The following is a 26647-nucleotide window of genomic DNA, read 5'->3' on the forward strand; positions in this document are numbered from 1 at the left end:
CGAAATTCCCTCAAGTCCATTAGGAAGTCCGGTCCAACAGCAAGTCCAGTCGATCAGGAAAAGGTGACCGGCGGATGAACATCCGCCACCGAAAAATCAGCCCTTGTCGTCGTCGCCCTGCGTGATCAGCCGGGCGCTGCGCTGACCGGTGAAGTAGATCCATAGCCAGCTCAGAGAAACCGCAAGCCGGTTACGAAAGCCGATCAGGAAGTAAATATGCGCGAAGCCCCACAGCCACCAGGCAGGTCGGCCGGTGAGCTTGATCCAGCCAAAATCAATGGCCGCGGCGCGCTTGCCGATCGTCGCCAGGTCGCCGTCATGCCTGTAGCGGAACGGACGCGGTGTCGCGTCGCCGGCGAGCCTGGCCTTGATCGTCGCGGCGACATGCCGTCCCTGCTGTTTGGCAGCGGGCGCGACGCCCGGCACCAACCGGCCATCCGGCCGCAGGACGTGCGCTGCGTCACCGACGACAAAAATCTCCGGGTCTCCCGGTACAGTGAGGTCGGGCTCGACAAGCACCCTGCCCGCGCGGTCCGCTGCCGCGCCGAGCCACTCGGCGGCCGGCGAAGCGGCGACGCCTGCCGCCCAAAGGATTGTCCTGGCCGGCAAGTGGGTGTCGCCGAAGACGACACCCTCGGCATCGCAGCGCGTAACCGCCCGGCCGAGTTCGACCGTCACGCCGAGCCGTTCGAGCGCCTTCATTGCATAATCGGAGAGTTCCGGCGCGAAATTGGCAAGAACGCGGTCGCCGGCCTCGATCAGCACCACGCGCGTCTCGCGCGTGTCGATGTTGCGGAACTCGCCGCGCAGCGTCTCATGCGCCAGTTCGGCAATGGTGCCGGCCAGTTCCACGCCAGTCGGCCCGCCGCCGACGATCGCGAGTGTCAGCAGTGCCTGGCGCTTGGCGGGATCGGTTTCCCGCTCGGCCTGCTCGAAAGCCAAAAGAATACGCCGTCGAATGGTGGTGGCGTCCTCCAGCGTCTTCAGGCCCGGCGCGAACGGCTCCCATTCGTCATGGCCGAAATAGGCGTGCCGTGCACCGGTGGCCAGCAGCAGCGTGTCGTAGGCGACCGCGCCGCCATCCCGCAGCAGCACGCGCTTGCCGGTGCGGTCGATGCCGGTCACGGTGGCGAGCAGCGTCGTCACGTCCTTGCGTTTGCGCAGAAGATGGCGGATCGGCCAGGCCACTTCGGAGGTGGCCAGCGCCGTCGTCGCCACCTGGTAGAGCAGCGGCTGAAACAAATGGTGGTTACGCCTATCGATCATGGTGATGCGCACCGGCGCGCCGGCAAGCGCGCGGGTAAATTCGAGGCCGCCGAAACCGGCGCCAACGACGACGACGTGATGGTTGGCTGTGTTCATCTCACTCATCCCTCTCGCCAAAACTGATGTAAGCATCGTTGTGCAGTGCAGCAATGCCTGTGCTGCAACTGCCTGGGACTCGTCGCTTGATGTCGTGAATACGCATGCTGCAGACTCATTCCCAGATATAGCTTACGTCCCAGATATGGCTTGATTGGAACAGTATATTGCAGGTGAAGCATGGCTAGGTATGACGATGAAGGCTCTGCGCAGTACGCCTCGCCGCCTTGTTTTATGCACGAGCTCGATCCGGAGTTCCAAGCGCCGCTCTCCGACTGGACCGACGTAAAGCGCTGGCGCAAGGCCGAGCGCGAGCGGTTGATCGCATCCCGCCTTGCAGTTTCCGCCGACGTGCGCACGGCCATGTCGCAGCGCATTGCCGAAAGTCTCGACGCGGTGATCGGCGACATCGCCGGCCGCATGGTCAGCCTCTACTGGCCGTTTCGCGGCGAGCCGGACCTGCGCCCGTGGATGGAAACCGTTAACGCGCGGGGCGGCCGCACGGCGTTGCCCGTCGTCGTCGAGAAAGACCGGCCGCTTGTCTTTCGCGCCTATATTCACGGAGACCGGCTGGAGAAGGGCGTCTGGAATATCCCGATACCGGCCGAGGGCGATCCGGTGCTGCCCGACATCGTCATTTCGCCGATCGTCGGCATCGATCCCGGACAGTTTCGCCTCGGCTATGGCGGCGGCTTCTTCGATCGCACGCTTGCCGCGATGCCGTTCAAGCCGCTGGTCATCGGCGTCGGCTACGAGTTGCAGCGCATCGTCACCATCTACCCGCAGCCGCACGATATTCAGATGGACCGTGTGGTGACCGAGGCATTCAAAGCCTAGGCGAGTTCAGGCTTCATTCCCACGGCTGTGCGATCGACGATTTCGCGCAAGGCAAAAGACGAATTGATCTTCGTCACATGCGGCATTGCCGAAAGCCACTCCTTGTGGATGCGTTCGTAGTCGACGAGATCCTTCGCCGCGATGCGCAGGATGTAGTCATATTCGCCCGACATCAGATGGCAGGACAGCACGTTCGGGCAGCGCTTTATCGCCGCTTCGAAATCCGACAACGTCTTCTCGAACTGCCCGGACAGCGATATATGCACGATCGCCGTCATCTGGTGCCCAAGTGCAGCATTGGACAGCCGGGCATGATAGCCGCGGATGGTTCCGGATTTCTCCAGATTGTCCAGCCGCCGCGAACAGGCCGACTGCGACAGGCCGACCTTCTCGGCAAGGGCTGCGTTCGGTATTCGCCCATCTTTCTGCAACGTCTCGAGAATGGCGATATCGATCCTGTCGAGCGGCATTTTTGCGGGTTCCTGCGATAATTCTACTGTTTCGCGCAACGATTATCGAACAGCGGCCTCTCAGGCAAGCGCATTCGCAAACACTTACCGAACGATTCGTGGTTCACTATCCCTAGACAGGGAACGAGCCCAAAGGGCCGGATCAGGAGAAAAAGATGCGCGTCGGTTGCCCCCGGGAAATCAAGAATCACGAATACCGCGTCGGGCTGACGCCGGGCTCGGTCCGCGAATATGTCGCTCATGGCCATGAAGTGCTGGTCGAGACCGGGGCTGGCGCCGGCATCGGCTCCGACGACAATGCGTACCGCGCCGCCGGCGCCACGATCGCCAAGACAGCCGCCGACGTGTTCGCCAAGTCCGACATGATCGTCAAGGTCAAGGAGCCGCAGCCCAACGAATGGGTTCAGCTCCGCGACGGCCAGATCCTCTACACCTATCTCCATCTCGCGCCGGATCCCGAGCAGACCAAGGGCCTGCTGGCCTCCGGCGTGACTGCCATCGCCTACGAGACCGTCACCGACGAGCGCGGCGGCCTTCCGCTCTTGGCACCGATGTCGGAAGTTGCCGGTCGCTTGTCGATCCAGGCGGGCGCCACCGCGCTGCAGAAGGCCAATGGCGGTCGCGGTGTCCTGCTCGGCGGCGTGCCCGGCGTGCTGCCCGGCAAGGTGACTGTGCTCGGCGGCGGCGTCGTCGGCCTGCATGCCGCCCGGATGGCGGCAGGGCTTGGCGCGGACGTCACCATCATCGACCGCTCCATCCCGCGCCTGCGTCAGCTCGACGACATCTTTGGCGGCCGCGTCCACACCCGATACTCGACCGTCGAGGCGCTGGAGGAAGAATGTTTTTCGGCTGACATCGTCGTCGGCGCCGTACTGATCCCTGGCGCGGCCGCGCCGAAGCTGGTGACGCGCGAAATGCTGTCGGGCATGAAGAAAGGCGCCGTGCTGGTCGACGTCGCCATCGACCAGGGCGGCTGCTTCGAAACCTCGCACGCCACAACCCATGCCGAACCGACCTATGAGGTCGACGGCGTCATTCATTATTGCGTCGCCAACATGCCGGGTGCGGTGCCAGTCACCTCTGCCCATGCGCTCAACAATGCGACGCTGCATTATGGCCTGCAGCTCGCCGACAAGGGCCTCAAGGCACTGATCGACGACCACCATCTGCGCAACGGCCTGAACGTCCACAAGGGGAAGATTACCAACCGCGCGGTGGCCGAAGCGCTCGGCTACGAGCTGGTCGAGCCAAAGGCGGTTCTCGCGGCCTGAGCTGTCCGAACCTGCTTCTCCAGCGGAGCTGCCCGTCGGTCTATCCGACGGGCTTTTCTTTGTGAAAAACTGAAAAGCGTCGGACGCGCGGAATAACCGGATAACAAAAAAGCGGAGCCAAAGCCCCGCTTCCTCGGTTGTCGAGATTTCCCGCCGGTTCATCCGCGGTCGGCAAATCGATCGACGATCCCTCTCTACCGCAAGAATGCGACGGGAGTACGACAACCCTAAGCCGGTGCAGCTTGTCCGGTTTACGCGCGGTCGATCCGGCACTGATAGCAATTGTTGCGCGCCGAGCGGATGTGGACATAAGCGATGTCGTCGCGCTCGAACAAGGTCTCTGCCCGTGTCGCGATAACGTCGGTCGGGATGACACCGCCGCTGCCGTAGACAATGCGGTCGTCCTTGCCATAGCCGCGCACGATATAATCGCTGCTTTCGAGCATCTTGGGAAGCACTTCGACCTCGGCGGCGCGTTCGCATTCTTCCGAATGCAGGAAGATCGGCCCGGTTTCAGCATAAGGCTGCAGCTCAGGAAAAGGCCGATAGGCCAGAACAAGATAGTCTTCTCCCGCAGCAACGTTCTTCAGGCAGTGACGGCAAGGCACTCCGTCGCCGTCCGAAACCTTCCGCTCTGGTGTCAGGCCATAAGCGTCCGGTCCGCCGCGCTGAAGTGCGCGGACCGCATCGGTCGGCAAGGCTTTGAATTTCACGGTCATGGCGAAATCTCCGGTTCTCGTTGACCGGAAATTATGCTCCCAAGGCAAAGCTTCCCACCCGATTCCTGCCGGAACGGATCAGTCCATCAGCGCGTCGAGACCACGCACCAGGCCTTTGACCTCCTGTACCCGCCGGATGGCGAGCAGCGTGCCGGCCACGTACGGCGCGGCCGACGAGCCGGCATCGTGGCGGATGGTCAGCCGCTCGTCGGGCAGGCCGAACAGTGCCTCGCAGGACAGGATGTAGGACGGCAGCCGAAGCGCATGCACCTGCACCCCCTCGCCCGCGCCAACCGCCGCACCACGTGTTCCCGGCACGCCGGAGACTTCGGAGACCGGCTTTGCCGTCGAAGCCTTGCGGATGTCGGCCAGCGCTTCTGCAAGCTCTCGTGCGGTGCCGGAGGGCGCGTCGGGCTTCTTTGCGCTGGCATAATCGATGACCTCGACATCCGGCACGTATTTTGCCGCCATAAGTGCAAACCGCTTCATCAGCGTGGCGGTGATGGAAAAGTTCCCGGCGGCACCGACGCCGACGCCGTTGGCGCGCGCCGCGGCGTCGATGTCGGCATAGTCGGCCGCACCCAGTCCCGAGGTGCCGATCACCGCGTGCCGTCCCTTGTCGATGGCGAGCAGCACGTGATCTTTAACCACATGCGGCTTGGTGTAGTCGACCAGCACATCAGACGGGGCTCGCAGCGCTTCCGCCAACGAAGCCGAAACGGTCACGCCAGTGGCCGGCATGCCAACCAGCAGGCCGGAATCCTGCCCCGCGCCGCTACGCGACACAGCGCCCACCAGCGCCATGTCGTTTTGCGCGACGATCGCCGGGACCAGCGCCTTGCCGACCCAGCCGGTCGCACCGGCCATCACCACGCGTATTGCCATCGTTCGATCCTCCATCATCATCGGCTTTTAAACGACAGCGATATGGAAAGAGCCCGGCTCATTCAAGCCGGACCCGCCTTTGAGTGTTGATCCAGCCCCTGGGACGTGGCAACGACAAGCTGAAGCCTGGATGAACGGGCCTGAGATCAGGGCCGCATGACGCTGGCGGCACGCTCGGCAAAAGGCATCGGATGCACGACCTCCTTCTTTTGCGCCACCGGCGCAAAACCGAGCTTTTGATAAAGCGGCAGTGCTGCCGGGTGATCCAGGGTGCAGGTCTGCACCGTCACCCGCTTCGGCCCGTGCGACCAGGCGGCCGCGATTGCTGCGCCGAGGAACCAGCGGCCGATCCCTTGCCCGGTCGCGTGCTCCATCATGCCAAAATAAGCGAGCTCCACTTCTTCCGGCAGATGCGGCTTGAGATCGAAGAAGCCGGCGGGCGCTCCGTCGAGATAAAGCACCCTGATGTCGCGGTCCTCGCGGTGGATGCCCGCCGCAAGCTCCTCATCATTCAGCCTCAGCACATTGACCCAGTGCCATTTACGGCCGACCCGATCCATCAAATAGCGGTAGAAATGCAGCGGAATGTCTTTGGTCTTGAGCAGCGCGATCTGGCGGTTGTACGGCAGCGGCGGCGAATAGGCAGGCGGCACATGCATTTCGAGAAACGTCACGGTGACGTCGATGTCTTCCAGTGCTCCGTTTTCCATCACCGTCGGTCCTTGCCTGTCACGACGGGCGTGTCGGAAAGCCCGCCCCATTCGGTCCATGAACCGTCGTAAAGCCTGTTGTCGGCATGGCCAAGCGTCTCCAAGGCTAGCGTGATGGCTGCCGCGGTGACGCCCGACCCGCAGGAGGTGACGACCGGCTTCGACAGGTCGATGCCGGCCTCCTCGATCACTTTGCGCAGCCTGTCCTTAGGCAACAATTCGCCGTTTTCCGAAAGCGCCGAAAACGGCACATTGTGCGCGCCCGGCATATGACCGGAGCGGATGCCAGGGCGCGGCTCCGGCTCGGTGCCGGCAAAACGGCCAGGCGAGCGGGCATCCGCGATCTGGCTCTCCCCTGTCTCGACGATCCGGCGCATATCGGCAAGGCTGGCGACGCGGGCGGTGTCTAAGTTGGCATAAAACACGCAAGGCGCGATCTTCGTGGGCTCCGCCGTAACCGGCCGTCCGGCTGCTTTCCAACGATCGAAGCCGCCGTCGAGTATGTAGACCTGGAACACGCCCATGACGCGAAACAGCCACCAGGCACGCGGCGCCGAAAAGAACCCCGGCCCGTCATAGACGACGATAGTGTCGTCGGCCGAAATGCCCATCGCGCCGACATATTGGGCGAAATGCTGCGGCGATGGCAACGTGTGCGGTAGAGCCGCATCAGGGTCCGAAACCGCATCTTGGTCGAGGAAGCGGGCGCCTGGAATATGCGCGGCGTCATACTCGGCGCGTGCGTCGCGCTTTTGCGCCGGCAGATACCAGGACGCATCAACGATCGTCAGACCAGGCTCGCCGAGACGCGTCTGCAGCCAATCAGCATCGATGGTAAAGGGACTGTCGTCGGCCATTTTTTCTCTCCTGCCCGCCTGTCGCAGTCCCTATGTATCAGGCCGCCGGCATCGGTCCAAAGCGAATGCGGAAGCGCCGGTTCTCGCGGCCCTTTTTCTCGATCTTGCCGATGTGGATCTCGCCGATTTCACCGGTGCTCTTCACATGGGTGCCGCCGCAAGGCTGGCTGTCGACTGAAGCATTCTCGCCGATGCAGACCAATCGGATCTTTCCCGTGCCGGCCGGCGGCCGCACATTCTTGGATTTCACCAGCCCCGGATTGGATGCCAGCTCCTCGTCGGAGATCAGCCGGGTGAAGATCGGGTGGTCGGCCCGCACCAGTTCCATCAGCCTGGCCGTCACGTCTTCCTTGGTGAAGCCGGCGTCCGGGATGTCGAAATCGACACGGCTGTCCTCCTCGGAAACCGCGGCACCGGTGATCGGGAACGGACAGACGACGGTAAGCAGATGGCAGGCTGAATGCATGCGCATCAGCAATTGCCGCCGCGGCCAGTCGATGGCGAGCTTCACCCGCTCGCCCAGCAGCGGAACCGCCTGCTCGGGCGCCGGCACATGGATGATCTCGTCCTTGGTTTCGCCGGTGATCGTAGCGGCAATCGCGATGCCGGTGCGGTCGGCGCGTTCAAAACTGCCGGTGTCGCCCGGCTGCCCGCCCGATGTGGCGTAAAACACCGTCCGGTCCAGAATGATGCCGCCGCGATCATCGACTGCGACGACAGTGGCGTCGGCCGCCCCCAGATAGGCGTCGTCACGAAATAGCGCTTCGGTCTTGTACGTCATCACGCGACCCTCTCGAACGGCACCGAAATCGTGCTCCGCTGTTCCATCCAGTCCGGCACCGGCAGCTTCTTTTCGCGCAGGAATTCAGGATTGAACAGCTTCGACTGGTAGCGCGTTCCGTAGTCGCAAAGGACGGTCACGATGGTGTGGCCGGGGCCTAGCTCGCGCGCCAGGCGAATGGCGCCGGCAATGTTGATGCCGGTCGAGCCGCCAACGCAAAGCCCCTCCTCCTGGATCAGGTCGAATACGATCGGCAGTGCGTCCTCGTCGGGGATCTGAAAAGCGAAGTCGGGCGTAAAGCCTTGGAGATTGGCGGTGATCCGCCCCTGCCCGATGCCTTCGGTGATCGAACTGCCCTCGGATTTCAGCTCGCCGGTAGTGTAGAAGGAGTAGAGCGCAGCGCCTAGCGGATCGGCCAGCGCGATCTTGACCTGGCTGTTCTTGGCCTTCAGCCCGAAACCGACGCCTGCCAGCGTGCCGCCGGAACCGACCGCCGACACGAAACCATCCACCTTGCCGCCGGTCTGGTTCCAGATTTCTTCGGCGGTGGTGCGGATGTGGCCGTCACGGTTGGCGACATTGTCGAACTGGTTGGCCCAGATCGCGCCGTTCGGCTCGGTCTTCGCCATCTGCTCGGCCAGCCGGCCCGACAGCTTCACATAGTTATTCGGGTTCTTGTAGGGCACGGCGGGCACCTCGATCAGCTCGGCGCCGAGCAGTTTGATCGTATCCTTCTTCTCCTGGCTTTGGGTATCAGGAATGACGATCACGGTTCGATAGCCAAGCGCCTTCGCAACCAGCGTCAATCCGATGCCGGTGTTGCCGGCCGTCCCTTCGACGATGACGCCGCCGGGCCGCAGCAGCCCGCGCTGTTCGGCATCGCGGATGATGAACAGGCCGGCGCGGTCCTTGACCGACTGCCCGGGATTCATGAATTCGGCCTTGCCCAGGATCTCGCAGCCGGTTGCTTCCGAGGCCTTGTTGAGGCGGATCAGGGGCGTGTTGCCGATCGCGTCGATCACAGAACGGGGCATGGAGATTCCTTTGTGGGTGCGGCGAAACCCTAGAAACCCGAAGCTTCGGTTTCAAGGCAAGAATTTGCCTGGTCCAGTCGCATTTCGCACACTGCAATTCCTGCAGCCAGGCGCGGCCGGCCGGCATTCATTTCAACCATGTACCGAAAAGCACTCTTTTCATTCGATTTCTTCACCGCTAGAGCACAGGCTAAGAAGAGCCGGCGGGGCGCAGCATGACACTCTATCGGGCCAATCCGAAACATGGCGTCGCCTGGATTACAGGCGGCAGCAGCGGTATCGGCCGTTCGCTGGCCAAGGATCTTGCCGCTCAGGGCTATGTCGTCGCGGTGACTGCGCCCGATGACCATCCGATCGATACGCTCATCATCGAGACGGCGCAGATGGCGGGCCGTGTCGCAGCCTATCCCTGCGACGTGACCGACGAAAAACGCATGGCAAAGACGGTTGCAGCGATCGAGAAAGATCTCGGTCCGATCGTGTTGGCGGTGTTCAACGCGGGAAGCTATATCGCAACGCCGGGCGAAGACCTTGTCGCGCGCAATTTCCGTCAGTCTTTCGAAGTCAATTATTTCGGCATCATCAATGGCCTGGTGCCGGTCATCGAACGCATGCGCGTACGCTCGCGCGGCCATGTCGTGCTGATCGGTTCGGTCACCGCCTATTTCGGCTGGCCGACCACCGCCGCCTATGGCGGCACCAAGGCGGCAGTCAATATCTTGGCCGAGTCGCTGAGATACGATTTCGACAAGATGAACGTCCGCATCCAGGTGATGAATCCGGGCTTTGTCGACACGCGGTTGACCGAGAAGAACTTCCTGCCGATGCCGGGCCTGATGCCGGTCAATCTGGCTTCGCGCCGCATCGCGCGAGGCATCCAATGCGGAGGCTTCGAAGTCACTTTCCCGCGCCGCCTGAGCTGGACGCTGAAGCTGCTCAGAATACTGCCGAGGCCGTTCTGTCGATGGGTAATCAGCACGGTGACCCGCTGGAAGGCACGGCCGCTGAATTTCGACCGCAAGCCGCCGGTCGAATAGGATCTGTGATGGGGCGACGGATCGTGTTTGCGGTGCTGGGTCTTGTCCTCATCTTCGTCCTGGCCTTGGTGCTTCGTCCGCGCGTCCCGGTCGAAACCGCGATCCGTTTCGATCCGTCAGCAATCGGCGACGATCCGCAGGCCTATCTGGCGCGCCAGGAGGCGGCCGTGCCCGGCATCCGCGACGGGCTGGACAAGGAAATCATCTGGGCCGACCCGATGGTCCACGCCAAGTCGCCACTCGCGATCGTTTTACATCCACGGTTTTTCTGCGTCGAAGGGCGAGGTTCGTCCACTGCCCGACGAGGTGGCCGACCAGCTTGACGCCAATCTTTTCTACACTCGCCTGACGGGACATGGGCAGGACGGAGCCGCGATAGCGCAAGGCAGCGTCAACGCCTGGATCAACGACTATGAGGAAGCGCTCGCCATCGGCCGGGCGATCGGCGACAAGGTGATCGTCATAGCCACCTCGAGCGGCGGTTCGCTGGCAGCGTGGGCCGCGACGCAGCAAGGCGCATCGGACGGTGTCGCGGCGATCGCATTCATCTCGCCGAATTTCGGCGTCAAGGCTTCCGGCGCCGAACTGCTGACCCTACCGTGGGGCAGACAGATCGCCGAGCTCGTCGCCGGCAAGGAGCGCAGCTTCGTGCCGCGCAACGCGCTGCATGAAAGGTTCTGGACCTACCGCTACCCGATCGCTGCGACATTGCCGATGGCGGCGCTGACAGAGCTTGCCTATGGCGCGCCGGTGGAGAACGCGTCCATCCCTGCTCTGTTCATCTTTTCGGATTCGGACAAAATAGTGCGACCGGATCGCACGCGCGAAATAGCCGAGCGCTGGGGCGCCGCACATGAATTGGTGCCGGTCGACGATACCGGCGACCGGGACAACCACGTTATTGCGGGCGACGCGCTGTCGCCGTCGACCACGGGCTTCCTCGCGCAACGGATGGTCGCGTGGGTCGAGGCGGTGGTGAAGTGAACCTAACGCCTCAAACGAAAGGGGCGACCGAAGCATCACTCCGGTCGCCCTCTTTCAGTCGTGAGTGGCCAAGCCAAGCCCGGCCGGCCGCAACGGGCCTGATTATGCAGCGCGCGCTGCCGGCCGCTTGCCGCCGAAGCGGCGCTTGTTGTTGCCCTTGAAGGGCTTGGCGCCTTCCGGCTTGCGCTCGCCCGCAAAGGCCGGCTTGTCGCCGAACCGCTTCTTGCCGAAGCCGTTGTTTGCGCCGCCGGGCCGCCTGCCGTCGCGACGGCCGTTGTGGTCGTTGCGATCGTTGGCCGGTTCGAAGCTGCGCTCGTTCTTCTCGGCGGGATTGCGCTGCGGATCGGGACTGCCGAGATGGTCGGCAACGATCGGCAGCTTGGTGCGGATGATGCGCTCGACCTGGCGCAGCTTGGCGTTTTCCGACGGGTCGCAAAGCGTGATGGCGATGCCGTCCATGCCGTTACGGCCGGTGCGGCCGATGCGGTGGACATAGCTCTCCGCCTCGTCCGGCAGGTCGAAATTCACCACATGGCTGATGCCCGGCACGTCGATGCCGCGCGCCGCAATGTCGGTCGCCACGAGAATGCGCACCGAACCCTCGCGGAAATCGTTGAGCGCCTTCTGGCGGGCATTCTGCGACTTGTTGCCGTGAATCACGGCGGCCTTGAAGCCGTCGCGCTCGAGGTCCTTGGTCACCCTGTCGGCGCCATGCTTGGTGCGCGAAAAGATGATAACGGATTTCATCGCCTCGCCGGCGAGCATCTGGGCCAGCACCTGGCGCTTCTGCTTGGTGCGGGCAAAGACGACGCCCTGCACGATCTCGGCCGCGGCAGTGCTGTGGGGAGCGACTTCGACGCGGATCGGGTTCTTCAGCAGGCCCTTCGCCAGTTCGGCGATTTCGGCCGGCATGGTCGCCGAGAACAACACCGTCTGACGGTCCGGCGCCGTCGCCCTGGCGATGCGCTTGACGTCGTTGATAAAGCCCATGTCGAGCATGCGGTCGCCTTCATCCAGCACCAGCCATTTGGTGTCGGCAAGCACGAGGTCACCTTCACGCACCAGATCGGTCAGTCGGCCGGGCGTTGCGATCAGGATGTCGACGCCAGGGGCAACCTTCTTCACCTGGCTGAAGCGCGAGACGCCGCCGAGCACCAGCGCTGTCGAGACATGCGCGCCCTTGGCGAGCAGCTTGATCATGTCCTCGATCTGCACCGCGAGTTCGCGCGTCGGCGCCAGGATCAGGGCGCGGGCCGTCTTCGGCCGGCGCTTAGTGCCGAGTGCGATGATCTTCGACAGGATCGGCAGCGCGAACGCCGCCGTCTTGCCCGAGCCGGTCTGAGCGATGCCGAAAATGTCGCGGCCTTCGAGCTGCGGCGGGATCGCCTGAGCCTGGATCGGCTTCGGATCGGTGAAGCCGGCGGCATGGGTGGCCTTGAGCAGCGCGCCGGTAATTCCAAGTGCGGCGAAACCGGTCAGTTCCGCTGTGTTTTCATTGGTCAAAATATTCTTCTTTCACGCGGCTCCTGGCCGCAAACGTCGCCGGCGGCAGGGCGCAACCTGCCGTCGAAAATTGTCATGAAACGACAAGGCGGGCGGACGCTATCGTCCACACGGCTGCGCTGTCGTGCCCGCAGGCATCATGCCACGGGGCTTTTTCGCCACCTTGCCGATATGTCGGGAAGAGGGAAAACAGACGCAACCAGTCTCATTCATCGAGAAGGCCGGATTATCCCGGCCCAAGCGCCTATACCGCCGCATATGGCCCAGTTCGCATCGAAATGCAAGGGGCCTGATGCTGCAGCGCAGCAAAGGCCATGAGGAAGCGGCGCTTGCGCTCTCCCGCGGGCATGATTACCACAATCCAGCTTTCCGTTTCGGGGACCGGTCATGAAGAACGTGCTGAAGGAACTCGAGCGCCGCCGCGAGGTCGCCCGCATGGGCGGGGGACAGGCCCGCATCGACGCCCAGCACAACAAGGGCAAGCTCACGGCCCGTGAGCGCATCGACGTCTTCCTCGACGAAGGCTCGTTCGAGGAATTCGACATGTTTGTCGAGCACCGCTCGACCGATTTCGGCATGGAGAAGACCAAGATCGCCGGCGACGGCGTCGTCACCGGCTGGGGTACCGTCAATGGCCGGCCTGTGTACCTTTTTGCAAAGGACTTTACGGTGTTCGGCGGCTCGCTGTCCGAGGCGCATGCCGAGAAGGTGGTCAAGGTGCAGGAGATGGCGCTGCGCAACCGCGCGCCGATCATCGGCCTCTACGACGCCGGCGGCGCCCGCATCCAGGAAGGCGTGGCGGCGCTCGGCGGCTACGCCGAGATCTTCCAGCGCAATGTTCTGGCCTCCGGCGTCATCCCACAGATTTCGCTGATCATGGGTCCTTGCGCCGGCGGCGACGTCTATTCGCCGGCGATGACCGACTTCATCTTCATGGTCCGTGACACCTCCTACATGTTCGTCACCGGTCCGGATGTGGTGAAGACCGTCACCAACGAGACGGTGACCGCAGAAAGCCTCGGCGGCGCCTCCGTCCACACGACGAAGTCCTCGATCGCCGATGGGGCCTACGACAATGACGTCGAGGCGCTGCTGCAGATGCGCCGGCTGATCGATCTGCTGCCCGCTTCCAACACGGCGGAAATTCCCGAGATCGAATGCTACCAGTCGGTCATCGATCACGATCTGTCGCTCGACCGGCTGATCCCCGACAATGCCAACAAACCCTACGACATCAAGGAGTTGATCCTTAAAGTTGCCGACGAGGGTGACTTCTTCGAGATCCAGCAGAGTTTCGCCAAAAACATCGTCACCGGCTTCGGCCGTGTCGAGGGCCGCACGGTCGGCTTCGTCGCCAACCAGCCGATGGTGCTGGCCGGCGTGCTCGATTCGGATGCCAGCCGCAAGGCGGCGCGATTCGTGCGCTTCTGCGACTGTTTCTCGATCCCGATCGTCACCTTCGTCGACGTTCCCGGTTTTCTGCCGGGCACCGCGCAGGAATATGGCGGGCTGATCAAGCATGGCGCCAAGCTCTTGTTCGCCTATGCGGAAGCGACCGTGCCAAAGATCACCGTCATCACCAGAAAGGCCTATGGCGGCGCCTATGACGTGATGGCCTCAAAGCATCTGCGCGGCGACATGAACTACGCCTGGCCGACGGCGCAGATCGCGGTGATGGGTGCGAGAGGCGCGGTCGAGATCATCTACCGCAAGGATATCGGCGACGCTGAGAAAATCGCAACCCATACAAAGGCTTACGAGGATCGCTTCCTGTCGCCCTTCATTGCCGCCGAGCGCGGCTATGTCGACGAGGTGATCATGCCGCATTCGACCCGCCGGCGCATCGCCCGCGCACTTAGGATGCTGCGCAACAAGGATATGCAGAACCCCTGGAAGAAACACGACAACATCCCGCTGTGATTCTGAATGTCGCGCATGATCATCAGCGCTGGGCGGCGGTTTGGCAGGTTTGCAGTCCTATTTTTCGTTGCCCCGGCTGCCATCATTTTCTGCGTCTGGATGTCCCTGCTCGATAGCCATCCGATCTGGTTCATCGTCAGTGGCTTTGTTGCCATGCCGATCGCGACCACCGCAGCGGCATTCCTGTTCGGCACATTGTTTGCCGGTTTTCGGCGCAGCAAGGTCAAGGGCGTGAGCAGAGCGGAGGCGCCTGGGCTGTGGGCGCTGTGGGAAACGATTGCTGGACGGCGCCGGGCGGCGCGCACGGTCATTACGCTGGAGGACAACCTTAACGCCAGTGTGCGGGAAGAGCGTACGCTGCTCGGACTTCTCGGCAGCCGCTTGTTTTTGACCGTTGGCATTCCCCTCCTCGCCGTGGCCGACGAAAAGGCCCTCGCCGCAATTTTTGCCCATGAAGACGCGCATGTGCGGAACAAGGACACAAATGGCGGTCTCAATCTCGCCGAATTCGAGAACAGTTTCGAATTTGTCTTCGAGTACGCACCTCCAGGAACGACGATCTCAGGCAGCCTCCTTCACGCTGCAATCGGCTGGCTGTCGAAATCTTTTGAACGGGAGGATATCCGGCTATCGCGCGAAGCCGAGATCAAGGCGGATCGTCATGCGGCAGTATCCGGTAACGCTGAACAAGCTGCGCGCGCTCTGTTGCTTGTTGCTGCAGCAGACGCGCACTTCAAGGAAAAGGTATATGACCCTTTGCACCAGGAACTGATGGGAGCGATGCGACCACCACGGCCACCACTCGACCGCCTTCTAGAAATGGCCGGGCAGTTGTCGGAACACACTTACCTGAACGCTTGCGTTCACAGGGCGTGGGAACGTCCAGATGACGAAAGGTCGACGCATCCGTCATGGGCACAGAGGCTGGCGGCACTTGGGTACGGAGAAGCGCCCGACATCCAACCCATAGCCGTCACGGCACTCTCGACGCTGCTGGGCCCGAACGCAGCCGAACGACATATTGCGGAATTCAACAAGACGTGGACTGGGCACATGGAGGACTATCTTCAACGCTAAGGCGGTGTTCGCACATTGGTGTCAGCGGGACCCAAGTGCGGGACGCTTTTTTTGCCGATCGCCGCCACCCGCAACTGACAGCCTATTCCGCTTCCACCGCTCCAAACCCGGCCCCCGTCGTCGCGCGGACAGCACTCGCCCATGGCGTGGCGTGATTGTCGATGCGCATCTGGAAGATAAAATAGGTCGGCGAGCAGAAGCCGATGCCCTTCACCTTGCCGATACCGGGCGTGTCGGGCGGCAGCGACTGGCACATATAATCCTCGTGGCAGAAATGGTCGGCCGAGCAGGCAGGACGATTACCGCGATTGACGGCGCCGCCCAGGCACTGGTCGAAATTATTGGTCGCCACGCAGGTATCGAATTTTTTGCCGCCAACCAACCCGCAAATCTCGTTCGGCATCGGCTTGCCCGTTTTGAAGGCGGTAAAGCTGCGATCCCGGTTGTCGCAGCCGCGATAGGCGACACCCGCCGGCACGCCGATCTTCGGCGGTCGGCAGGTGTAGCTGGTACGCGAAATGCCTGGCGCGAACGCCGCGAACTGGCCGGTGATGGTATAGCGGTCATTGAAAGGCTGTGCCGGGTTACTGGCGATGGACCCCGTTAAACAGGGGTGGCCGGAAAACATGTTTTCGCTATCCTTGGGCAGCAGGCATTGCGCCAGCTTGGTGCGCACGCCGGACGCGGTCGCCAGCGGCGTGCAGACGGTGCCGGCGCCGCATTGCCATGTCGCGCCGAAGCGGGCCGCATCCTGTGGCATCAGGCACGGCATCGCCATTTCGGCCGGCGAATAGGCGATTTCGCCGGCATCGTTCCATGTCGCCGGCGGCGCGAACGACAGCGGGCGGAAGCGGTTCGGTTCCTTGCCGTCGGCAGTCGCGCGCAGCCAGGCGCCGCGGCGCGGGATGTCGGCGTGGAGATGCGGGGAGATGCCGACCTCGATGCGGTTGAGCGGCGAGGTCGTCTTGTCGTCGAGGCCGATGAAATGAAAGCCGGCGGTCGAGCCCGCCTGATGGCAGCCGTGGCAGGCGCCGTTGTCCAGTCGCTCGACCAGCGCCTCGGGCGTGCGCACCAGCTTTAGCGCGGAGTAGTCGATCCCGGCGAAATCCGCGGGCTGGAACAGCGGCGTGAATGGGTGGTTGGCTTGCCTCGCGCTGCCGAAGGTCGACCACGAGACGACCTTCTTTGCCAAGAATTCGTCGGGGATTTGGTAAACGCCGAGATCGACCGTCGCGACATTGGTGCGGACATAGTCCGCAAGTTTTGCTTTCAGCGCGGTGTCTTCGGCAAGGCGTGCCGCATCGGGCGTGTTTTCCAACGGCTTTTCGCTGGCAGCCGCGCCATCGATGCCGAAGATGCGCATGAGATAGGCAGCCTGCCCGCCGAATTCGGTCTCCTGGCCGGAGGGGAAGCGGACCACCTGCGCATTGAGCTCGAGCTGCTTGAAGGTGAGCGCCGACATTTCCAGCGGGCCACCGGCCAGCCAGCCGGCATCGACGCTTTCATCGAGTTGCGGTGTCCAGCGTCCGGCGACGCCGACACAACCGCCGTCGGCATCCGGCGCGGCGCTGTAGACGGCACTGAAATTGAACGGCAGACGCGAGGCCAGAACCTTGCCGTTCTTCTTGAAGCTATAGGCGAGACGATAGACGAAGCGCACTTCGCCGCAACTCTTGTCGCCTTTCAGCGCGGAAAAATCGCGCCGATCGAGCCGATTTACGATGCCGACGAGGCGGAAGCGTGCTGCGTCGGTCTTCAGCCAGCGCATGTCCATGATGCGGCCGACATTGCCGTCGGTCACCTCATAAAGTGGCCGCCCGCCGGCCTTCATCTCGGCCCGCAATGCTGCGACGTCGCTTGCAACCGTTTCGACGATCGCGTGATAGGCCGGCGCCTTGTCGTAAAGCGTCCTCAAATCGCCCTTGCCATCGACGCCGAAAATGCCGGCGAACCCATAGCCTGTGCTATCGAGGGCGGTGAGAACGGCCGGGTCGTCGACGATCGTCAGTGGAGCTTCGGCGCGCGCGGGCTGCGCCATGAATACGGCAATAACGATCGCAACGAGCAGCGCGAACAGGCGGTTCATTCGGCAGCCATCTCGCGACCTTCGATAAGCTCGCGCAGCACCGGCACCAGTGCCACCGGCAGGTCCTCCGCGATCAGCCCCGGTCCGAAACGGCTGCCGGCCTCGGCATGGATCCAGACTGCCGCACAGGCCGCTTCGAAGGCCGGCATGCCCTGCGCCAGCAGCGCGGCAATGATGCCCGACAGCACGTCGCCCGAACCGGCGGTGGCCAGCCAAGGCGCGCCATTGCTGTTAATCGCTGCCCGGCCATCGGGGGCCGCAATCACAGTGTCGGCACCTTTGTAGACGAGAGTGGCGCTGGCCCGTTCGGCTGCGGCGCGTGCCTTGGCGAGTTTGGACAGGTCCTTGTCCCCGGCGATATCTGGAAAAAGCCTGGCGAATTCGCCGTCATGCGGCGTCATCACCAGAGCCGGCGTATTCGGTCGACGGGCGGCTTCGAACAGGGCATCCGGCGCGTCGCGAAACGAGGTGACGCCGTCGGCGTCGAGCACCAGCCCGTCGATCCCGCTGTCCTGCCCACGGGCGCCGCCGAGCACGGCCAGGGCAAAATCGCGCGTTTTCTCCCCGATGCCAAATCCCGGGCAGAGAACGAAGGCCGATGGCCGGCGGCTGCCGACGAATTCGTCCACATCCGCGACGGTGTCTACCTTGCGCAGCATGATCGAGGTCAGATGCGCCGCGTTCACCTGCATGGCGTTCGCCGGTGACAGCAAGGTGACGGCCCCTGCCCCGCTCCTGGCCGCGGCTAATGCCGACAACCGCGCAGCACCCGTCGCTGACGGCTCGCCGGAAAAGACGCCGACATGGCCGCGTTTATACTTATGGGCGTCGACGGCCGGAACCGGAAGGCCGCCAAGCCAGAGCGCCGGAATGTTCTCGAATGTCCGCGGTTGAAGCTGCGCAACGATGCTGTTGTTTATGCCGATATCGGCGACCACGATGTCGCCGCACAGCTCGCGGCCCGGAAACAGCAGGTGACCAGGCTTTTTTCGCGCAAAGGTCACGGTGGTTCGGGCGCGGAAGGCCTGGCCGAGGACATTGCCGCTCTCACCGGCAACGCCCGACGGCAGGTCGACCGCTACAACCGGCAAGTTCAGCTCCGCAGCAATCTCGATCGACTTGGCGGCGTCGCCGGACAGCGGTTTGGACAGCCCCGCCCCGTAAAGCGCGTCGACCACGATCGAGCCCGTCTTAGCAACGAAATCAGACAGCGGTCCAGCCTCGACCGGGCACTCCGAAGCAGCGAGTGCTGCATCGCTGCCGTCTGTGGGCGATCCGGACGCCCATAAAGAGACGTCGACGGCGCTCTCCCGAAGGATGCGGGCCACGACATAGCCGTCGCCGCCATTGTTGCCGGGGCCGCAAAGCACGTGGACGCGTGTTGCGTTCGAGTAGCGCTTGAGCACTACGGCAGCAACCGCAGCGCCGGCATTGCGCATCAGCCCGATGCCGTCGAATGGACCAGCGGCAATCGCCAGCTGGTCGGCCTCGGCCATTTCGGACGGAGACAGAAGTTCGTTGCTCATGCGGGCGACATGCACATCATCTCCCGAAGCATTGTCCAGTTTTTGATCCGAAGCAAACAGCGAAGGCTACGAAGCACTCCGGCAGCGCTCGGAACGACGAGTTCGCAATTCCATGGCTGCCCATGAAATATCCGATCTGCTCAATTTTTGTGCGGACGGCGGGAGCGGCGGTGTGTAGGCTCGCGGCATTCATGGCGCATCCAATGCAGCGAATGACGCGAATGTACATTCCCGCGTGGCATGCTATCCAAATCATGTGAGGCTGCCCGGCACCGCATCAACTGGCACAGTTCGTGCTTGATTGAGGCGCAAGCGGGGCTCACAACCCGTCTTTTTTGGCAGTGGAGGCCACTTTTTACATGAAAAAGATCGAAGCGATCATCAAGCCGTTCAAGCTAGACGAAGTGAAGGAAGCGCTTCAGGAGGCCGGGCTGCAAGGCATCACCGTCACCGAAGCCAAGGGCTTTGGCCGCCAGAAGGGCCACACCGAACTTTATCGCGGCGCCGAATATGTCGTCGACTTCCTGCCGAAGGTGAAAATCGAGGTCGTGCTCGGCGACGATGCGGTCGAAGCCGCGATCGAGGCCATCCGCAAGGCCGCCCAGACCGGCCGCATCGGCGACGGCAAGATCTTCGTCTCCAACATCGAGGAGGTGGTGCGTATCCGGACCGGCGAAACCGGCATGGACGCCGTCTGAATTTTCCCGTTAAAAGGCCATGTTCAAAACGTCATCACATAGGGAAGCAGGGACATGACGACAGCCAAAGACATCATGAAGCAGATCAAGGACAACGACGTGAAGTTCGTCGATCTGCGCTTCACCGATCCGAAGGGCAAACTGCAGCACGTAACGATGGATGTCGTCGAGGTCGAGGAAGACATGTTTGCCGATGGCGTCATGTTCGACGGTTCCTCGATCGCCGGCTGGAAGGCGATCAACGAGTCCGACATGGTGCTGATGCCCGACCCTGACACGGTGCATATGGACCCGTTCTTCGCGCAGTCGACCATGGTCATCCTGTGCGACATTCTCGATCCGATCTCGGGGGAATCCTACAACCGCGATCCGCGCGGCACCGCCAAGAAAGCCGAGGCCTACATGAAGGCCGAAGGCATCGGTGACCAGATCTTCGTCGGCCCGGAAGCTGAGTTCTTCGTGTTCGACGACGTCAAGTACAAGGCCGACCCCTACAACACCGGCTTCAAGCTCGATTCCACCGAACTGCCGTCCAATGACGACACCGATTACGAGACCGGAAATCTCGGCCACCGGCCGCGCATCAAGGGCGGCTATTTCCCGGTGCCGCCGATCGATTCGGCACAGGACATGCGCTCGGAAATGCTGACCGTGCTCGCCGAAATGGGCGTGCGGGTCGAAAAGCACCACCACGAAGTGGCCGCCGCCCAGCATGAGCTCGGCATCAAGTTCGACACGCTGGTCCGCAACGCCGACAAGATGCTGATCTACAAATATGTCGTGCACCAGGTCGCCAATGCGTACGGCAAGACCGCCACCTTCATGCCGAAGCCGGTGTTCGGCGACAATGGCTCGGGCATGCATGTCCACCAGTCGATCTGGAAGGAAGGCAAGCCGACCTTCGCCGGCAACGAATATGCCGGCCTGTCGGAAAGCTGCCTGTTCTATATCGGCGGCATCATCAAGCATGCCAAGGCGATCAACGCTTTCACCAACCCGCTGACCAACTCCTACAAGCGCCTGGTGCCCGGCTATGAAGCGCCGGTGCTGCTCGCCTATTCGGCACGCAACCGCTCGGCCTCCTGCCGCATTCCGTTTGGCTCATCGCCGAAATCCAAGCGCGTCGAGGTCCGCTTCCCCGATCCGGGTGCCAACCCCTATCTCGCCTTCGCCGCCATGCTGATGGCCGGCCTCGACGGAATCAAGAACAAGATCCACCCGGGACAGCCGATGGACAAGGACCTCTACGACCTGCCGCCGAAGGAATTGAAGAAGATCCCGACCGTCTGCGGTTCGCTGCGCGAGGCTTTGCAGAGCCTCGACAAGGACCGCGGCTTCCTTAAGGCCGGCGGCGTCTTCGACGACGACCAGATCGACTCCTATATCGAGCTCAAGATGGCCGAGGTGATGCGCTTCGAAATGACCCCGCATCCGGTCGAATACGATATGTATTATTCGGTGTGATCCGGATCGTTACAGCCAAATAGAAAACCCCGGCGGAGACGCCGGGGTTTTTTATTGCGATGCGATTGGAGAGAAAATCACGGCGCAGACCTGAGGTCCACGCCGCAACAAATGCTCAAGCCGCGGCCGAAACCTCGGCGCTGGTTGGAACGGAGGCGATCGTCTTCAATATCTGGGAAGCGATCTGGTAGGGGTCGCCCTGCGAGTTCGGGCGGCGATCCTCGAGATAGCCCTTGTAGCCATTGTTGATGAAGGAATGCGGCACGCGGATCGAGGCGCCGCGGTCGGCGATGCCGTAGCTGAACTTGTTCCACGGCGCGGTCTCATGCTTGCCGGTCAAACGCTTGTCATTGTCCGGCCCGTAGACGGCGATATGATCCATCAGGTTTTTGTCGAAGGCAGCCATCAGCGCCTCGAAATAATCCTTGCCGCCGACTTCGCGCATATAGGCGGTAGAGAAGTTGGCATGCATGCCGGAGCCGTTCCAGTCGGTGTCGCCGAGCGGCTTGCAGTGGTATTCGATATCGATGCCGTACTTCTCGGTCAGGCGCTGCATCAAATAGCGTGCCATCCACATCTGGTCGGCGGCCTTCTTGGAACCCTTGCCGAAGATCTGGAATTCCCATTGGCCCTTGGCCACTTCGGCGTTGATGCCTTCATGGTTGATGCCGGCGGCGAGGCAAAGGTCGAGATGCTCCTCAACGATCTGTCTGGCGACGGAGCCAACATTGCTGTAGCCGACGCCGGTGTAGTACGGGCCTTGCGGCGCCGGATAGCCGCTCTCGGGGAAGCCGAGCGGGCGGCCGTCCTTGTAAAAGAAATACTCTTGCTCGAAGCCGAACCAGGCGCCCTCGTCGTCGAGGATGGTGGCGCGCTTGTTGGACGCATGCGGCGTCACGCCATCGGGCATCATGACCTCGCACATGACGAGCGCGCCGTTGGTGCGGGCGGGATCCGGATAGACGGCGACCGGCTTCAAAACGCAGTCGGAGCTGTGGCCCTCGGCCTGCATGGTCGAAGAACCGTCGAAGCCCCACAGCGGAAGCTGGTCGAGCGTCGGAAACTCGGCATAGTCCTTGACCTGCGTCTTTCCGCGGAGGTTGGGAACCGGGGTGTATCCATCGAGCCAAATGTACTCGAGCTTGTATTTCGTCATTCTAGCCTCTCGTTGCTTGATCACCGAACCCTGGATGGTGCCGGGGCGAGCCGGCCTATCCAGCAGCCGACCTGCCGGATTAATAAAAAGCAATTCGTGTGCCATTCTCGCCGGCGAAGGGTGCGGCAAAAGTGAGGTCGCATCGGTGCAAATCGCTGGGCCGCCGCCGTGCTGCGTTCGGATCACTCACAAGCATATCTTGCATAAATAACGTGCAAATACTGATCCTTTCGTAATCATGTTGCCTAATTCGGTTGCTGAACCTATCTTGGGGAAAGGTTGAATCGGCAAGGTTCTGTCGAAGAAAGGAAACCGATAATGGAAATCACTTCCACTCGTCAGTCGGCCAAAATCCTGATGTTCCCGGTGGCAGCGCGCGCGTCTGCCTCAAATTTAAGCGGAAAGGCTAAGTTCGCGGCAGAACTTGCTTCTTTGCGCAACCGCACGGATTTCGGAAGCGCCTGGTATCATGAAGCAGCGATCGAGGAAGCGAAACAGGATCGCAAAAGCTAGGCCTTCTCCGCGTATTTGATGAATTGCAAAGCCCGGCGCGATCGCTCGCGCCGGGCTCTGTTTTGGAACCGGTACAGGCCGGCTACTGCTTGGTGTGAAGGTTTGTTCCGAGCGTATCTCTGATGAAGATCATGCCGATGATCAGCGACATCGCCGCGATCACCACTGGGTACCAGAGACCGTAGTAGATGTCGCCCTTGTAGGCGCTGAGCGCGAACACCGTCGCCGGCAACAGTCCGCCGAACCAGCCATTGCCGATGTGATAGGGCAGCGACATGCCGGTGTAGCGGATGCGGGTCGGGAACATCTCGACCAGGATCGCGGCGATCGGCCCGTACACCATCGTGACGAAGATTACGAGGATGAACAGGATGGCGATCGTCATCGGCCAGTTGACCGCGGCCGGGTCGGCAAACATGGCGAAGGGACCGCCGCCCGGTATGGTGTAGACGGTGACCTCGGGGGCTCCCGCGGCCTCATCGGCAGTCAGCAGCTTGTCCTTGATCGCTTGGTCGGTCGGGACGGTAGCCTTGTCGCCAGCGCGGATGGCTGCCGCATCGAGCTTCAGCTCGGGATTGGCCGCAATGAAGGCTTCAAGCTTCTGGTCCGGCACCTTGGCCGCTGCCCGTTTCAGCGGATAGCCGCCGTCATGAAGCGCCGTGTTTACCGCTTTGGCAAAAACAGCGTCCTTGGCCTTGGCTTGATCGCCGGCCGCAGTCGCGTCATACGACTCAACTGTCTCGTTGCCGATTTTGACCGACGCAGCAGTGCCGGGCGCTGCCGTCGTTACCACGTCATAAGGCACTGAGTTCTTGGTCAAGAAAGAGGTGGCGATATCGCAGGACGTCGTGAATTTCGCCGTGCCCACCGGATTGAACTGGAACTTGCAGTCCCCCGGTGCCGCGGTCACCGTCGCGCGCGTGTTCTGCTGCGCGGTGGCGAGCGCCGGGTTGGCTGCCCTGGTCAGCGCCTTGAACAACGGGAAGGTGCAGACGATCGCCAGTGCAAGGCCGGCCATGATGATCGGCTTGCGGCCGATCTTGTCGGAGAGCCAGCCGAACACGACGAAGAAAATCGAGCCGAACGCCAGCGCGATGGCGATCATGATGTTGACCGACTGCGCTTCGACCTTGAGCACGTTCTGCAGGAAAAACAGCGCGTAGAACTGGCCGTTATACCAGACCACGGCCTGGCCGGCGGTGAGGCCGAGCAGTGCCAGCAGCGCGATTTTTGCATTCTTCCACTGGCCGAAGGCTTCCGTCAGCGGTGCCTTGGAACCCTTGCCCTCGTCCTTCATCCGCTGGAAGGTCGGCGATTCGGCAAGTGACAACCGGATCCAGAGCGAGATGCCGAGCAGCAGGAAGGAAACCAGGAAAGGAACGCGCCAACCCCAAGCGGCATAGGTGTCCTTGCTCATCGAGCCCTGGACGATCAGGATGACGATCAGCGACAGGAACAGGCCGAGCGTCGCCGTCGTTTGGATCCACGACGTGTAGTAGCCGCGACGGTCGTCGGGCGCATGTTCGGCGACATAGGTCGCGGCGCCGCCATATTCGCCACCGAGCGCCAGGCCCTGCAGCATGCGCAGGATGATCAGGATCACCGGCGCGGCGATGCCCCAGCTCGCATATCCGGGCAGAAGTCCGACCAGGAAGGTCGACAGGCCCATGATCGTCATGGTGACGAGGAAGGTGTATTTGCGGCCGACGAGATCACCGATGCGGCCGAACAGCAGGGCGCCAAACGGGCGCACCAAGAAACCGGCCGCAAAGGCGAGCAGGGCGAAGATGTTGCGTGTCGCTTCCGGCGCCGACGAGAAGAAGGTGGCGCCGATGAAGGCGGCCAACGAGCCGTAGAGATAAAAATCGTACCATTCGAAAACGGTGCCGAGCGAGGAAGCGAAGATGACCTTCTTCTCCTCGCGCGTCATGCCGCGGCTTGTTTTGCCGGCGGTCGATGCCATTGCCATGAGCGTATCCTCCCGTGTGAAATCCGTCCGTCCTCGATGCTGCGCGTCATCGTCCGCGTTTCCTCGCAACGCAGACTCAGTGCAGCCACCGGTGCAAAAAATGACAGAAAGCGCCGTCCAGAGGCAGACCGCCTTTGGGATTATGACTTTGGTCTAATGTGCAGTGCGAAATAGCAGGCGGTGCCGTCAGCCTTTGAGAGCTTCGAGCAGTCCGACTGCCGCCATCATGTCGCGCTTTCGGGCAGCGCGGCGCGCGACGGCCTGGGCATCATGGCCCCATTGCTCGGCCTGCCAGTCCTCGTCGACATGGCCGGCAGCCCAAGCCGCCTCGCCGTCTAGCTCGCCGAAATCGACAGCCAGCGCCAGCAGCGCCGATCCAGTCAGCGAGGTCATGACGTGGATGGCGGCAAGGCGCAGCGGATCGGCACGCTGGGCAAGATGCTGCCCAAGCAGCGCGATACTCTCGCGCGGCTGCTCGACATGGATCACCCCTTCGGCGAGATGGAACCGGGCGCCGAGCGCGCTGCGCGCCCAGTCGATGACCGGATCCCAATGTTGGTTCTGCCGGTCGACCAGCCCCTGTGGTGCATCGGCGCGGTAGCAGAGCAGATCGGATGAGGCGAAGCGCAGGATGTCCTCCAGCACCGCCTGGGGATCACTGGCGACGCCATCGATTGCGGTGTTGACCAGACGCATCACCGGCATCGTCACCGGGTCGATGATCTCCTCTTGTGCGGCGAATTCCTCGGCGACGAGAGCGGCCGCCTTTTCGGTCGGCAGCGCCAGCAGCGCCTTGGCCGGCGTATGGACGGGTTTGCCATCGAGATGGACGGCAAAACCATCTTCGACCGGCGTGACCGAGACGGCTTTGTAGAAGCGTTTCGGCAGGTGCGTCTTCATCTGGATTTGGGCACGGCGTACCGGATCCGGATCGGAGAGCTGCTTTCCCGCTTCGAGGTCGTTCAATATATCGCGCATGCTCATCCGGGGCTTTGTTTTCGGGCCGGCCGGTTGACGACGATAAGACCGGCGGCGATGAGGCCGAGTGCCAGGAAGATACGAACGGTCAACGGCTCGTTCAAGAACACGGCGCCGCAGAGCACGCCGAAGACCGGCGACAGGAAGGTGAAGCTCGACAGTCCAGATGCAGGGTAGCGCCGCAGCAGCCAGAACCACAGCACATAGGTGAAGGCGACGACATAGACGGCCTGGAACAGCAGCGCCAAGGTCGGCAGAAGGGTAAAGCTGCGGACGGGCGGCCCGGCAAAGGGCATCACCAAAATGCCGACGACAGCGGCCCCGGCCAGCTGATAGAGCAGCAGCTTTTCGGCGCTTGCCTCCACCAGTTTCGACCGCTTGATGACAATGTTAGTCACGGCCCACAGAATGCCGGCGCCGAGACTGAGCAAGTCGCCGCTCAGCGTCGCGCCGCCATTGGCGCTAAGCTTGTCTGAAAACACCGCAACCAGCCCGGCGAAAGCGAGCAGCAGGCCAATGAGCTTGCGCGCCGTGATGCTTTCGCCCAGCAGGAAATGGCCGCCGACCAGCATCCAGAACGGCATGGTGTTGACCAGCAAGGTATTGCGCACAACCGTCGTGTGCTCGAGCCCGACGTAAAGGAACAGGAACTCGAGACCGAAAAGCGCACCCGCCAGAATTCCGGCGACAAGGGTTTTGTCGGGCGTGAACAGCGCAATGCCGCGCCAGCGGCACCAACCGAAAACACACAGGCCGCCGATCACCGAGCGGGCGATGGACAGGAAAACAGGGTCGTAGCCGGCATACGAG

The 26647-nt window shown here is 62.4% G+C and carries 23 protein-coding genes and 1 pseudogene; 9 read left to right on the plus strand and 15 right to left on the minus strand.

From position 1 onward, the window contains the following. Positions 1–96: 96 nt before the first annotated feature. Positions 97–1362, minus strand: coding sequence for an NAD(P)/FAD-dependent oxidoreductase (locus NKJ08_RS07625; protein ID WP_352781582.1), 1266 nt, complete (start codon positions 1360–1362; stop codon positions 97–99). A gap of 180 nt (positions 1363–1542) precedes the next feature. Between NKJ08_RS07625 and NKJ08_RS07630 the strand changes: the two genes are divergently transcribed. Beyond that, positions 1543–2199 carry a 5-formyltetrahydrofolate cyclo-ligase gene (locus NKJ08_RS07630; RefSeq protein WP_352523819.1) on the plus strand — a complete coding sequence of 219 codons (657 nt, stop codon included), beginning with the start codon at positions 1543–1545 and terminating at the stop codon, positions 2197–2199. On the opposite strand, the gene NKJ08_RS07635 is transcribed toward NKJ08_RS07630, so the two are convergent. After that, positions 2196–2669, minus strand: coding sequence for an Lrp/AsnC family transcriptional regulator (locus NKJ08_RS07635; protein WP_023675099.1), 474 nt, complete (start codon positions 2667–2669; stop codon positions 2196–2198). The genes NKJ08_RS07630 and NKJ08_RS07635 overlap by 4 nt on opposite strands. 155 nt (positions 2670–2824) lie before the next feature. Between NKJ08_RS07635 and ald the strand changes: the two genes are divergently transcribed. Continuing rightward, entirely contained in the window at positions 2825–3940 is a 1116-nt protein-coding gene (gene ald, locus NKJ08_RS07640) for an alanine dehydrogenase (protein WP_352781583.1), read from the plus strand. 251 nt (positions 3941–4191) lie between these two features. On the opposite strand, the gene NKJ08_RS07645 is transcribed toward ald, so the two are convergent. From NKJ08_RS07645 to NKJ08_RS07670, 6 genes are all read right to left on the minus strand, one after another. Further along, positions 4192–4659 (minus strand): DUF1203 domain-containing protein, encoded by a 468-nt coding sequence (locus NKJ08_RS07645; protein ID WP_352523823.1) that lies wholly within the window; start codon positions 4657–4659, stop codon positions 4192–4194. A gap of 78 nt (positions 4660–4737) precedes the next feature. Beyond that, positions 4738–5544 carry a 4-hydroxy-tetrahydrodipicolinate reductase gene (gene dapB, locus NKJ08_RS07650; protein ID WP_352781584.1) on the minus strand — a complete coding sequence of 269 codons (807 nt, stop codon included), beginning with the start codon at positions 5542–5544 and terminating at the stop codon, positions 4738–4740. Positions 5545–5690: 146 nt separating this feature from the next. Beyond that, positions 5691–6254, minus strand: coding sequence for a GNAT family N-acetyltransferase (locus NKJ08_RS07655; RefSeq protein ID WP_352523826.1), 564 nt, complete (start codon positions 6252–6254; stop codon positions 5691–5693). After that, on the minus strand, positions 6254–7111 hold the full coding sequence (gene sseA, locus NKJ08_RS07660; protein ID WP_352523827.1) for a 3-mercaptopyruvate sulfurtransferase: 858 nt from the start codon (positions 7109–7111) through the stop codon (positions 6254–6256). The genes NKJ08_RS07655 and sseA overlap by 1 nt, the downstream gene beginning before the upstream one ends. 37 nt (positions 7112–7148) lie before the next feature. Next, positions 7149–7892, minus strand: coding sequence for an alanyl-tRNA editing protein (locus tag NKJ08_RS07665; protein ID WP_352523828.1), 744 nt, complete (start codon positions 7890–7892; stop codon positions 7149–7151). Then, positions 7892–8926: a cysteine synthase A gene (locus tag NKJ08_RS07670; protein ID WP_352523829.1), complete on the minus strand. Its 1035-nt coding sequence runs from the start codon at positions 8924–8926 to the stop codon at positions 7892–7894. The genes NKJ08_RS07665 and NKJ08_RS07670 overlap by 1 nt, the downstream gene beginning before the upstream one ends. A gap of 215 nt (positions 8927–9141) precedes the next feature. On the opposite strand from NKJ08_RS07670, the gene NKJ08_RS07675 reads away from it, so the two are divergent. Further along, the gene (locus tag NKJ08_RS07675; RefSeq protein WP_352523830.1) at positions 9142–9963 is read left to right on the plus strand and encodes an SDR family oxidoreductase; all 822 of its coding nucleotides are present in this window, start codon (positions 9142–9144) and stop codon (positions 9961–9963) included. An 8-nt stretch (positions 9964–9971) separates the two neighbouring features. Further along, positions 9972–10947, plus strand: a pseudogene (locus tag NKJ08_RS07680) (alpha/beta hydrolase). A 102-nt stretch (positions 10948–11049) separates the two neighbouring features. On the opposite strand, the gene NKJ08_RS07685 reads toward NKJ08_RS07680, so the two are convergent. After that, complete coding sequence (locus NKJ08_RS07685) at positions 11050–12450, minus strand: DEAD/DEAH box helicase (RefSeq protein ID WP_352523832.1); 1401 nt, start codon at positions 12448–12450, stop codon at positions 11050–11052. Between the two features lie 387 nt (positions 12451–12837). Here NKJ08_RS07685 and NKJ08_RS07690 point away from each other — a divergent pair, with 387 nt between their 5' ends. Together NKJ08_RS07690 and NKJ08_RS07695 are read left to right on the plus strand one after the other, a co-directional pair. Beyond that, positions 12838–14370, plus strand: coding sequence for an acyl-CoA carboxylase subunit beta (locus NKJ08_RS07690; protein ID WP_352781585.1), 1533 nt, complete (start codon positions 12838–12840; stop codon positions 14368–14370). A 15-nt stretch (positions 14371–14385) separates the two neighbouring features. After that, positions 14386–15447, plus strand: coding sequence for a M48 family metallopeptidase (locus NKJ08_RS07695; RefSeq protein WP_352523835.1), 1062 nt, complete (start codon positions 14386–14388; stop codon positions 15445–15447). An 82-nt stretch (positions 15448–15529) separates the two neighbouring features. Here NKJ08_RS07695 and NKJ08_RS07700 read toward each other — a convergent pair whose 3' ends face one another. Both NKJ08_RS07700 and NKJ08_RS07705 read right to left on the minus strand, forming a co-directional pair. Next, complete coding sequence (locus tag NKJ08_RS07700; RefSeq protein ID WP_352781586.1) at positions 15530–17533, minus strand: hypothetical protein; 2004 nt, start codon at positions 17531–17533, stop codon at positions 15530–15532. Further along, on the minus strand, positions 17530–19059 hold the full coding sequence (locus tag NKJ08_RS07705) for an NAD(P)H-hydrate dehydratase (RefSeq protein WP_352781587.1): 1530 nt from the start codon (positions 19057–19059) through the stop codon (positions 17530–17532). Before NKJ08_RS07705 ends, NKJ08_RS07700 begins: the two co-directional genes overlap by 4 nt. A 359-nt stretch (positions 19060–19418) precedes the next feature. On the opposite strand from NKJ08_RS07705, the gene NKJ08_RS07710 reads away from it, so the two are divergent. Beyond that, on the plus strand, positions 19419–19757 hold the full coding sequence (locus tag NKJ08_RS07710; protein WP_019857988.1) for a P-II family nitrogen regulator: 339 nt from the start codon (positions 19419–19421) through the stop codon (positions 19755–19757). A 54-nt stretch (positions 19758–19811) separates the two neighbouring features. Beyond that, complete coding sequence (gene glnA / locus NKJ08_RS07715; RefSeq protein WP_352523841.1) at positions 19812–21221, plus strand: type I glutamate--ammonia ligase; 1410 nt, start codon at positions 19812–19814, stop codon at positions 21219–21221. A 115-nt stretch (positions 21222–21336) separates the two neighbouring features. Here glnA and NKJ08_RS07720 read toward each other — a convergent pair whose 3' ends face one another. Beyond that, positions 21337–22377 carry a glutamine synthetase beta-grasp domain-containing protein gene (locus tag NKJ08_RS07720; RefSeq protein WP_352777947.1) on the minus strand — a complete coding sequence of 347 codons (1041 nt, stop codon included), beginning with the start codon at positions 22375–22377 and terminating at the stop codon, positions 21337–21339. A gap of 318 nt (positions 22378–22695) precedes the next feature. Between NKJ08_RS07720 and NKJ08_RS07725 the strand changes: the two genes are divergently transcribed. Continuing rightward, positions 22696–22890 carry a DUF2735 domain-containing protein gene (locus NKJ08_RS07725; protein ID WP_292660390.1) on the plus strand — a complete coding sequence of 65 codons (195 nt, stop codon included), beginning with the start codon at positions 22696–22698 and terminating at the stop codon, positions 22888–22890. Positions 22891–22972: 82 nt separating this feature from the next. Here NKJ08_RS07725 and NKJ08_RS07730 read toward each other — a convergent pair whose 3' ends face one another. From NKJ08_RS07730 to NKJ08_RS07740, 3 genes are all read right to left on the minus strand, one after another. Beyond that, positions 22973–24859, minus strand: a complete 1887-nt coding sequence (locus NKJ08_RS07730) for an MFS transporter (protein WP_352532610.1) — start codon at positions 24857–24859, stop codon at positions 22973–22975. A 186-nt stretch (positions 24860–25045) separates the two neighbouring features. Next, entirely contained in the window at positions 25046–25837 is a 792-nt protein-coding gene (locus NKJ08_RS07735) for an ATP12 family chaperone protein (protein ID WP_352532608.1), read from the minus strand. A 2-nt stretch (positions 25838–25839) separates the two neighbouring features. Continuing rightward, on the minus strand, positions 25840–26647 hold an 808-nt coding region (locus NKJ08_RS07740; protein ID WP_352532606.1), incomplete at its 5' end, for a DMT family transporter.

The organism is Mesorhizobium sp. M0244 (assembly GCF_040321795.1).
In the GTDB taxonomy this organism is placed as follows: domain Bacteria; phylum Pseudomonadota; class Alphaproteobacteria; order Rhizobiales; family Rhizobiaceae; genus Mesorhizobium.